At 71.3% G+C, this 9,633-nt stretch carries 8 protein-coding genes and 1 riboswitch; of the genes, 4 read left to right on the top strand and 4 right to left on the bottom strand.

From position 1 onward, the window contains the following. Nucleotides 1-114: 114 nt before the first annotated feature. A complete protein-coding gene (locus tag E1289_RS33680; RefSeq protein ID WP_131987552.1) occupies nt 115-1,311 on the bottom strand; it encodes a cysteine desulfurase family protein in 1,197 nt (398 codons plus the stop codon). A 180-nt stretch (nt 1,312-1,491) separates the two neighbouring features. On the opposite strand from E1289_RS33680, the gene coxB reads away from it, so the two are divergent. The 4 genes from coxB to E1289_RS33700 all read left to right on the top strand — a co-directional run bounded on the left by coxB (nt 1,492) and on the right by E1289_RS33700 (nt 5,751). Further along, nucleotides 1,492-2,265, top strand: coding sequence for a cytochrome c oxidase subunit II (gene coxB, locus E1289_RS33685; RefSeq protein ID WP_243713320.1), 774 nt, complete (start codon nt 1,492-1,494; stop codon nt 2,263-2,265). Continuing rightward, the gene (ctaD, locus tag E1289_RS33690) at nt 2,262-3,929 is read left to right on the top strand and encodes a cytochrome c oxidase subunit I (RefSeq protein WP_131987556.1); all 1,668 of its coding nucleotides are present in this window, start codon (nt 2,262-2,264) and stop codon (nt 3,927-3,929) included. The genes coxB and ctaD overlap by 4 nt, the downstream gene beginning before the upstream one ends. Before the next feature lie 3 nt (nt 3,930-3,932). Beyond that, a complete protein-coding gene (locus E1289_RS33695) occupies nt 3,933-4,343 on the top strand; it encodes a cytochrome c oxidase subunit 4 (protein ID WP_131987558.1) in 411 nt (136 codons plus the stop codon). Nucleotides 4,344-4,527: 184 nt separating this feature from the next. After that, nucleotides 4,528-5,751 carry an Ig-like domain-containing protein gene (locus E1289_RS33700; RefSeq protein ID WP_243713321.1) on the top strand — a complete coding sequence of 408 codons (1,224 nt, stop codon included), beginning with the start codon at nt 4,528-4,530 and terminating at the stop codon, nt 5,749-5,751. Between the two features lie 23 nt (nt 5,752-5,774). On the opposite strand, the gene E1289_RS33705 is transcribed toward E1289_RS33700, so the two are convergent. Genes E1289_RS33705 through E1289_RS33715 form a run of 3 tightly spaced genes read right to left on the bottom strand, consistent with a single transcriptional unit; the run spans nt 5,775 to nt 9,424 of the window. After that, complete coding sequence (locus tag E1289_RS33705) at nt 5,775-7,217, bottom strand: M48 family metallopeptidase (protein WP_243713322.1); 1,443 nt, start codon at nt 7,215-7,217, stop codon at nt 5,775-5,777. Further along, nucleotides 7,214-8,482 carry a hypothetical protein gene (locus E1289_RS33710; protein WP_131987562.1) on the bottom strand — a complete coding sequence of 423 codons (1,269 nt, stop codon included), beginning with the start codon at nt 8,480-8,482 and terminating at the stop codon, nt 7,214-7,216. The genes E1289_RS33705 and E1289_RS33710 overlap by 4 nt, the downstream gene beginning before the upstream one ends. A 39-nt stretch (nt 8,483-8,521) precedes the next feature. Beyond that, nucleotides 8,522-9,424, bottom strand: a complete 903-nt coding sequence (locus E1289_RS33715; RefSeq protein ID WP_243713323.1) for a CHAP domain-containing protein — start codon at nt 9,422-9,424, stop codon at nt 8,522-8,524. 8 nt (nt 9,425-9,432) lie between these two features. Further along, nucleotides 9,433-9,575: riboswitch (cyclic di-AMP (ydaO/yuaA leader) on the bottom strand. Nucleotides 9,576-9,633 lie beyond the last annotated feature (58 nt).

A 9,633-nucleotide genomic window follows, 5' to 3' on the forward strand; every position in this document is an offset into this window, starting at 1 on the left:
CGCCGGGATAAGGATTTTGTTATGGTCTCGTGGGCGCGGAGATGTGTACAAGAGACAGGGCGGGGGGAGCTGCCGCCTCGGGGGACGCCGCGCCCTTGCCGCGGCCTCGGAACCTCATGGGCGCGACCGCCTCCCTGGCTCAAGGGTGTTCGCCGTGTCGAGCGTGCTCATCGCCGTCCCCCGCAGCCGGGCGACGGCGCCCGGGAGCTCGGCGAGGAACCGGTCGACGTCCGCCGAACGGGTGCCGCGCGGCAGCGATACCCGGACGTTCCCATGGGTGATCACTCCCATCGCCTCCAGCACGTGACTGGGACGCAGCGTATCCGCCGTGCACGAGCTACCGGAGGAAACCGCGAAACCCAGCCGGTCGAGTTCGGTCAGGAGCGCCTCGCCCTCCACGTACAGGCACGAGAACGTCACCAGGTGCGGCAGGCGCCGGACCGGGTCGCCGACCACCTCCACGTCGGGGACCGCCCGCGGAACCTCGGCGCGGATGCGGTCCACGAGCGCGGTGAGGCGCGGCGCGTCGGCGGCCATGTCCGCACGGTACGCCTCCAGCGCCGCGGCCGCCGCGACGATGCCCGGCACGTTCTCGAACCCGGGGACGCGGCGCCGCTCCCGCTCGTCGTCGGGCAGCGGCGAGCGCCACCGCGTGCCCTTGCGGACGGCGAGGACGCCGACCCCGGCGGGGCCGCCCCACTTGTGCGCGCTGCCGGCGAGGAACGACCAGCCGCCGGGGACGTCCATCCGCCCGAGGGACTGCGCGGCGTCGACGAACAGCGGCACCCCCGCCGCGCGGCAGGACTCGGCGGCCTCCGCCACGGGCTGGACGGTGCCGACCTCGTGGTTGGCCGACTGCAGGCAGGCGAGCGCGGTGTCGGGGCGCAGGGCGGCGGCGAACTCCGCCGGGTCCACGCGGCCGGCGCGGTCGACTCCGACGGCCGTCACCTCGCCGCCGTCGCGCTCGTGCGCCTCGGCGGCGTGCAGCACGCTGGAGTGCTCCACCGCGCCGACGACCAGGTGGCGCCCGACCCGGCTGCGCGCCCGCAGGCCCCCGAGGACCGCCAGGTGCACCGCCTGGGTGCCCGAAGTGGTGAACGACAGCTCGTCCGCGCGGACGCCGAGGACGGCGGCGACGCGTTCGCGCGCCCGATCCAGCAGCACGCGGGTCCCCCTGGCCGTCCCGTACAGCCGCGCGGGGTCGGCCCAGGCCGCGTCCATGGTCTCCAGCAGCGCCGACCGGGCCGCCGGGTGCGGCGGCTCGGTGGACGCGGCGTCGAAGTAGGCGCCCGGAATGCTCGGTTCGGCCACGCTAGAACACTAACCGGGCACCCGATCGGGGGGGTGCGCGACCCTCACGCTAGGGTGTCCACCACACGTGTAACAACTGATCTCTCCGCCCGGCCGACCGGGCTTTCACCGTGGGGAAGGCATTCCGTGAGTCCGACCCGCTCTAGGGAGCGGCGTACGCCTGTGCGCAGTCGCCGCGCATTGAGAAGCGCCGGTGCGCTGGGGCTGCTGGCGATGTCCGCCACCGCCTGCAGCGGCAGCCGCCTTGGCATGCCCGAGCCGATCAGCGTCCAGGGCGAGCGCATGCTGCAACTGTGGCAGGGCTCCTGGATCGCGGCGTTCGCGGTCGGGGTCCTCGTCTGGGGGCTGATCATCTGGGCGGTGCTCTTCCACCGCAAGCGCTCCGACGACCTGCCGCCGCAGGTCCGCTACAACCTGCCGATCGAGATCCTCTACACGGCGGTCCCGTTCGTCATCATCGCGGTCCTGTTCTACTTCACCGCGCGCGACCAGAACTTCGTCGAGTCGACCAGCGACAACCCCGCCGTGGTCGTCGACGTCACCGGGTTCCAGTGGAGCTGGCAGTTCGACTACAAGGAGAAGGACGCCTCCGGCAAGGAGCGGACCGTCGCCTCCGTCACGGGCGTTCCCGTGGCGCCGAACGGCCCCGCCCCCGGCAAGCCCGTGATGACGATCCCCTCCGGCGAGACGGTTCGCGTGAGGCTCCACTCCAATGACGTCATCCACTCGTTCTGGGTCCCGGCGCTGATCTACAAGAAGGACGTCATGCCGGGCTTCGTCAACGAGTTCGAGTTCACGGCCACCAAGAACGGCACTTACGAGGGCCGCTGCGCCGAGCTCTGCGGCGTCGACCACAGCCGGATGCTGTTCCAGCTCAAGGTCGTGCCGCCGGAGCAGTACGACAAGTTCATCGCCGACTCCAAGGCCGCACTGGCCGCGGGAGGTGCCCAGTGACCACGACCAGTCACGCACCGAGCGCACCGATCGCCGCGCCGCGGACGAGCAAGGGGCGGATCCTCGCCTCCTGGCTCTCGTCCACCGACCACAAGGTGATCGGCTACCTCTACCTGATCACGTCGTTCTTCATGTTCCTGTTCGGCGGCGTGCTCGCGCTCGTGATGCGCGCCGAGCTGTTCGAGCCCGGTCTCCAGGTCGTCAGCAACGAGCAGTTCAACCAGATGTTCACGATGCACGGCACGATCATGCTGCTGATGTTCGCGACGCCGCTGTTCGCCGGCTTCGCCAACGTCATCATGCCGCTGCAGATCGGGTCGCCCGACGTGGCGTTCCCCCGGCTGAACATGCTGGCGTACTGGCTGTTCCTGTTCGGCAGCCTCATCGTCATCGCGGGCTTCCTCACCCCGAACGGCGCGGCCAGCTTCGGCTGGTTCGCCTACGCCCCCCTCTCGGACGAGGTGCGCTCCCCGGGCGTCGGCGGTGACCTGTGGGTGATGGGCCTGGCGATGTCGGGCTTCGGCACCATCATGGGCGCGGTCAACTTCATCACCACGATCCTGTGCATGCGCGCGCCGGGCATGACGATGTTCCGGATGCCGATCTTCACCTGGAACGTCTTCCTGACCTCCGTCCTGGTCCTGCTGGCGTTCCCGGTCCTCGCCGCCGCGCTGCTGGCCCTGGAGGCCGACCGCAAGCTCGGGGCGCACATCTTCGACGCCTCGCACGGCGGTGCGCTGCTCTGGCAGCACCTGTTCTGGTTCTTCGGGCATCCGGAGGTCTACATCATCGCCTTGCCCTTCTTCGGCATCGTGACGGAGATCCTCCCGGTGTTCAGCCGGAAGCCGGTGTTCGGCTACGTCGGCCTGGTCTTCGCGACCATCAGCATCGCCGGGCTTTCGATGACCGTGTGGGCGCACCACATGTTCGTGACCGGCCAGGTCCTGCTGCCGTTCTTCTCGTTCATGTCGTTCCTCATCGCCGTCCCGACGGGCATCAAGTTCTTCAACTGGGTGGGGACGATCTGGCGAGGGCAGTTGACGTTCGAGTCGCCGATGCTGTGGTCGCTGGGCTTCCTGGTGACGTTCCTGTTCGGCGGGCTCACCGGCGTCATCCTGGCGTCGCCCCCGATGGACTTCCAGCTCTCGGACTCCTACTTCGTGGTGGCGCACTTCCACTACGTCGTCTTCGGCACCGTGGTGTTCGCGATGTTCGCGGGCTTCTACTTCTGGTGGCCGAAGTGGACCGGCAAGATGCTGAACGACCGGCTCGGCCACGTCCACTTCTGGCTGCTGTTCATCGGCTTCCACGGCACCTTCCTCGTCCAGCACTGGCTGGGCGCCGCGGGAATGCCGCGCCGGTACGCCGACTACGCCGCGGAGTTCCACGCGCTGAACGAGATCTCCACCATCTTCTCGTTCCTGCTCGGCGCCTCGATGCTGCCGTTCTTCTACAACGTGTACATCACGTGGAAGCGGGGCAAGCGGGTAGAGGTCGACGACCCGTGGGGCTACGGCGGCTCGCTGGAATGGGCGACGTCGTGCCCGCCGCCGCGGCACAACTTCAACTTCATTCCGAAGATCCGTTCAGAGCGGCCGGCGTTCGACCTGCACCACCCGCACGTGGGTGCCCGGGGCGAGCTCGCCGGGGCGAAGGGAGAGTAGCCGATGCGCGTCCAGGCGTTCATGTTCTACGGGACCGCGCTCTTCTTCCTCGCCACCGACGTCGTGTACTGGCTCTGGTCCAAGGACTGGACCGGCACCACGGCGCTGGGGCTGGCCGTCGGCCTCGCCGGGCTCATCGGGTTCTACGCCCACTTCACGATCCGGCGCCTTGAGCGGGCCAACAACGGCCCGCTGTACGAGGACGACCCGCAGGGCGAGATCTCGGACGCGGCGGGCGAGGTGGGCTTCTTCAGCCCGCACAGCTGGTGGCCGCTGTACATCGGGCTGTCGGCGGCGACCGTCTCGCTCGGCATCGTGTTCGGCTGGTGGCTGTTCATGTTCGGCGTCGCCGCCGCGCTCCTGGCGACGATCGGTCTGGTCTTCGAGTACTACCGGGGTCATTTCGCCCACTAGTCGGTAAAAGAACCCCATGAGGGGCCGGTGTCCGCATTTCGCGGGTACCGGCCCTTTCACATACTGGGCACCGTTCCAGCGACCGGGCTGGGCAGGCGGGTCGATCGCCCAGTGGGACGACCGGGGGGTCCACATGCGGGTGGGTGGCTCACGACCGGGGGACCGGGGGCGGCGCGCTGCCGCCGTGCTCGTCGGAGCGAGCGTGGTCGCGGGGGCCGCGGCGTGCTCGGGAGGCGACGACAAGGACGGTGCCGAGGCGGTACGGCTCACGGTGTCGCCCGAGGGCGGCGGTAAGCACGGGCCGGAGAAGCCCATCGCCGTCCAGGCGCACGGCGGCACGATCGAGAACGTGACGGTGTCCACCGAGGGCGGTCAGGTGGAGGGGGGCCTGAACGCCGACAAGACCGTGTGGCGTTCCCGCTGGACGCTGGAGCCGGGCGCGACGTACAGGGTCGGCGCGACGGCGCTCGGTGCGGACGGCAGGACGCGCACGATCACCAGCCGCTTCACGACGGCGGAGGTGGAGAAGACCAACGACGTGACGATCGAGGCGCCGAACGAGAAGGAGACCGTCGGCGTCGGCATGCCCATCGTCATGCAGTTCGAGCGCCCGGTGAAGGACAGGGCGGCGGTCGAGCGGGCGCTGGAGGTCCGTGCCGACAAGACCGTCGAGGGCGCCTGGCACTGGTTCGGCGACCAGGAGGTCGTCTTCCGGACGAAGGAGTACTGGCCCGCGCATACCAGGGTCACCTTCGACGCCCACCTCAGCGGTGTGCGCACCGGCGGCGACGTGTACGGAGGGAAGAACTACTCCCTCGGCTTCAAGGTCGGTGACTCGCACATCTCCACGGCGGGCGAGGACACCCACAAGATGGTCGTGAAGGTCAACGGCAAGAAGGTCCGCACCATCCCCACGAGCATGGGCAAGGGCGGGGCGCGCAAGTACACCACCACCAACGGCGTCCACCTGGCGATGTCGAAGGAGGACCCCGTCACGATGACGTCCTCGTGGATGGGGATCAGCCCGGGAAGCCCCGGCGGCTACAGCCTGACCGTGTACAAGTCGGTGCGGATCTCCGACAGCGGTGAGTACGTCCACAGCGCACCCTGGTCGGTGGGCAGCCAGGGCAGCTCGAACGTCAGCCACGGCTGTATCAACGTCAGCCCGTCCAACGCGAAGTGGTTCTTCAACCTCACCCAGCGCGGCGACCCGATCGTGGTGACCGGCTCGAACCGCGAGCTCGAAACGGACAACGGCTGGGGCTACTGGCAGGCCGACTGGAAGGACTGGGTGAACGGAAGCGCCCTGAAGCGGTCGGTCAAGACGGCCCCGCCCGAGGACGCGTCCACCGTTTCCGCCGGGGAGGGCGGCCGGACCTCGGACCAGCCCGGCGCCGGAGGGGACTGATCTGTAAGGCCGGTCGGTGCCGGCTAGCGCAGCGGTGGCGGCTCCGGGACGCTGTTGAGGCGAGCCCAGTCGCGGGCCATGGCGATCCTCTCCGGGCCCGGAGGGTGGCTCATCCACAGCACGTACTCAAGGGCGTCGGGATTCAGGTCGGAGATGTTGCGCACGGAGAGTTCGTGCTGCATCGACACGAATGTCGACGGGTCGCGGGTGAGGTTCAGGGCGTGCACGTCCGCGCGGGCCTCGATGTGCCGGCTGACGAGGTTCATGACGGGGCCGCTGACCTGCGTCCCGGCCGTCACCAGCGCGAGGACGAGCGCGATGGACCTCGGGTCGGCCGCCCCGGCGCCGCGGGCGCCGGGGCGGCCGGCCGGCGGGCCCGCGGGATCGATGCCCGCGCGACGCAGGAGACGCGGCGAGGTCATCAGGAGGTGCAGCAGGCACATGGCCCCGGCGACGCCCAGAGCTCCCACCAGCGTGCCCCACAGGACGTCGTTGCGCTTGGCGTGGCCGAGCTCGTGCCCGACGATCGACTCGACGCGCGCGGGCGGCGACTCCAGCAGCGTGTCGTACAAAACGATGCGGCGGGTGGAGCCGAAGCCGGACACGTAGGCGTTCAGCGACGTCGTCCTGCGGGAGGCGTCGGCGACGAGGACGTCGGTGACGGGCACACCGTCCCGCTCCGCCATCGCCAGCAGGTCGGAGCGCAGCGGCTCCTGCCTGAGCGAGTGGAACCTGTTGAACACCGGCTCGACGGCGATCGGGTAGATGAACGACACCAGGACGACGAGGACGAACCCGCCGGCCGCGGCGCCCGTCCACCAGTAGCGCGGGAAGCGGCGCACGACCGCGTACAGGAGCAGCAGGGCGACCGCGTAGATGACCCAGGTGACGCCGAGGGACTTGAGCTGGTCCACGAGCCACTCGGGCCAGCTCTGCGTCGACAGCCCGTACCGGCGCAGGATCGACTCGCGCCAGATGCGGAACGGGAGCCCGGCGACGCGCAGCAGCGCGGTCAGCGCCATGGCTCCGACGACGACGCGCAGGGCCCAGTGGCGGGTGCGTGCGGTGACCCAGCCGAGGAACCGGGCGCCGAGCGGGGTGAGCCCCAGCGCGAGTATCAGCGCCAGGCCGGCGACGAGGCCCGCGTAGGCGGGGGGGTTGATGGCCGAGTCGAACGCGTGGGAGCGGGAGATCTCCGCGGGGGAGAAGTCCAGCGCCGGATCGGGTTCCGCGTGCCCGCCGTGGACCGGGCCGGGCAGCGGGTTCCAGGGCGTGGTCACGGCGATGACGGTGCCGAGCGCGGCGAACAGCACGGCCGCGGCGACGGCGGCGGCGATCCGGGGGCGCCGCATGCGCGCGGCGTGCCCAGCGAGCTCGTCCGGCCCCTCCCGGCCGTCCCGGCCGGTGTGTTCCGCGCCACCGGCACCGGGCACGGCCGGGCCCTCGTCCGCCTCTGCCTCGCTCAACTGAGCTCCCGTTTCAGGTAGTCGCGCCATAGGGCGGTGAAGCGGTCCCGGGTGAGCCCCAGCACGTCGCGCAGCGCCGCGGCCTCCGGGACGCGCCCGGCGGTCCGGTAGAGCCGCACGAGCGTCGCCTCACCGTACCGGCCCGCGACCATCCGGCAGGCGAGCCAGGACTCCTGGTACGCCTGGGAGAGGCGCGCGGAGCCGGCCGCGAACGCGTCCGCGTGGGGCAGCGCGGACGGGACCCGTCCCGCGGCCACCTCGCGGCTCAGCTCGGCCGCCGCCGACCGGGCGGCGACCCTCGTGCGGAGGTAGCCGACGTAGTCCGCGAAGCCCTCGATCAGCCAGAGCGGGGTCGTGCGGTCGCGGGCGCCGCCGGTGGCGACATGCGTCAGCTCATGGGTCAGCACCACGTCGCGCCCCAGGTCGTTGAGGCGGCCGAAGGTGCCGGGGGAGATGACGACGCGGTCCTCGCCCCGGGCTCCGCCGGCGGACGGCGTGACGGTGGCGAGGGCGGCGATCTCGTCGAGGCGCTGCTCCGGGCCCGCGAGCGCGGACGCAAGGCCCGCGTCGGAGGGGACGAGGGCGACGACCCGCCGCGCCCATCCGGTGCCCACGACGCCGGTGACGGCGGGGACGGCCGCGTCGAGGCGTCTGACGATCTCCTCCAGCCCGGAGGCGTCGCCGATGACGAGGCTCGCACGGCCCTTGGCGACCTTCAGGTCGCCGCTGTCCCAGATGGCGGGGTCGTCCTCGAAGCCGTGGGACGACCCGTCTCCGACGATCGTCCAGGTGCCGGAGCGGGGGGTCAGGGCAAGGTGGCGGGTGCGGACCACGTCGCCGCGGTCGAAGCCCCGCAGCCGGTGGCGCACCTCCACGCGGACGACCACGGCACCCGCTTCGCCGTCCGTGGCCTGCGGGACGGCGACGCGTTCCTCCCAACGCTCCAGCGGTAGCTTGCGGAGGTTGCCGTACATGCGGGACTGGGCGTCCTGGAAGGCGGCGGGTGCGGACGCCACGGTCGCGAGGAACGCCGCCCGGTCGCCGCTGCGCACGGCACGCGCGCGGTTGGCGAGGACGGCGGCGGCCTCCGCGGGATCGAATGTCCCGGCATCCTCCTCCGCGCGGGTGGGGCGCGGACCGTCGTCGCCGGAACGCGCGCCGAGGAGCGCCGCGCCGCCGCCCAGAAGCATGGCGGCCCCGCCCGCACCCAGGGCGAGCGCCCTGCGGCGTGTGACGGGGCCGCCATGCCCGGGACCGTCCTCCATGCGCGCGATCCTATGCAGCGGGCGGGGGAGGAGGGGCCGTCACGACCTGTACTCGGGGTAGCCGTAGCCGACGACGCTGCGGGTCGGGCGTTCCCTGACCCGGACGGCATTGTCGGTGTTGCCCTCGACGGCCTCGATGGTGCCGTCGTCGACCTTCTTGGTCACCATGCCGATGTGCACGATGTCGTCGAGGCTCTTGCCGCCGCTCCATGCGTAGAAGACGATGGCGCCCGGCTTGGGCTCGGTGCCCCAGCGGCCCTGGTCCCGGAACCACTCGGCGTGGGCGACCGTCCAAGCGTCGCTGCCGAACTGGTCGGCGAACCCGAGCTGGTCGCCGATCCACGAGATGAACATGTCGCACCAGGGGGCGTCTTCATAGCCCTGGGGGGAGCCACCGTCGCGAGCGACGGTCTCCGCGGCGCGGGGGCTCTCCATGTACCACTTGTTGAACTTGGTCTCGCCGTTGCCGTCCTCCTTGATGCCGACCTGGGAGCGGGCGAGTTCGATGGCCTCCTCGGCGGTGGGGCGGGCGTCCTCGGGCGGCTTCTCCGGGCTGCCGGACTCCGGCCGTTCGTTCCCGGAGCGCTCGTCGTTCTCGGCCTGGCCGCCGGCACGGCCGCCGGCGTCCTTCGGCGTGGTCCGGTTCGCCTGCTTGGACCCGCCCCTGGCCTTGTCCTTGGACGAGGAGGTGCCGCCGTCCTTGCCGCCGCCCTCGCCGCGGCCCTGGCCGCCGTCGAGGTCGGCCGCGGTGACCTGGGTGGGGGCGGAGCCGAACGGCAGCACCGACGCCTGCGCGGTGGCCGCGGCGGTGCCGAGGACGGCGGCGCCGACGATCACGCCGCCGGTCGTCCGCCATGTGAGGGCGAGGCGGCCCGGTCTGCGGTGCCTGCCCGTCGTCTTCTGGTTGCTGCCCGGTGACTTCCTGCGATGCGCGCCTGGCACGGGGGATCTCCTGACTTCCATGCCGCCTACCGGGTTAGCTGACGGGTTCGGGCGTGGAAGCCGCCCTACGGCCCGCCGGGCGGGCCGATTCACCCCGAAGGACACAGTGGGTCCCCGGCTCCGCGTGCGCGCTGCTGGGCGCGGTCGACCGCGGACTCGGCGGTGGCGGGCCCGGGGGCGGGCACGCCGGTTCGGATGGGGGGCTCCGC

Origin of the sequence: Actinomadura sp. 6K520 (genome assembly GCF_004349245.1) — a bacterium.
Classification (GTDB): domain Bacteria; phylum Actinomycetota; class Actinomycetes; order Streptosporangiales; family Streptosporangiaceae; genus Spirillospora.

Excerpts from the sequence above, each read along its gene's own strand:
- E1289_RS33695 (WP_131987558.1), top strand. The coding sequence starts at position 3,933 with ATGCGCGTCCAGGCGTTCATGTTCTACGGGACCGCGCTCTTCTTCCTC.
- E1289_RS33710 (WP_131987562.1), bottom strand. The coding sequence starts at position 8,482 with ATGGAGGACGGTCCCGGGCATGGCGGCCCCGTCACACGCCGCAGGGCG.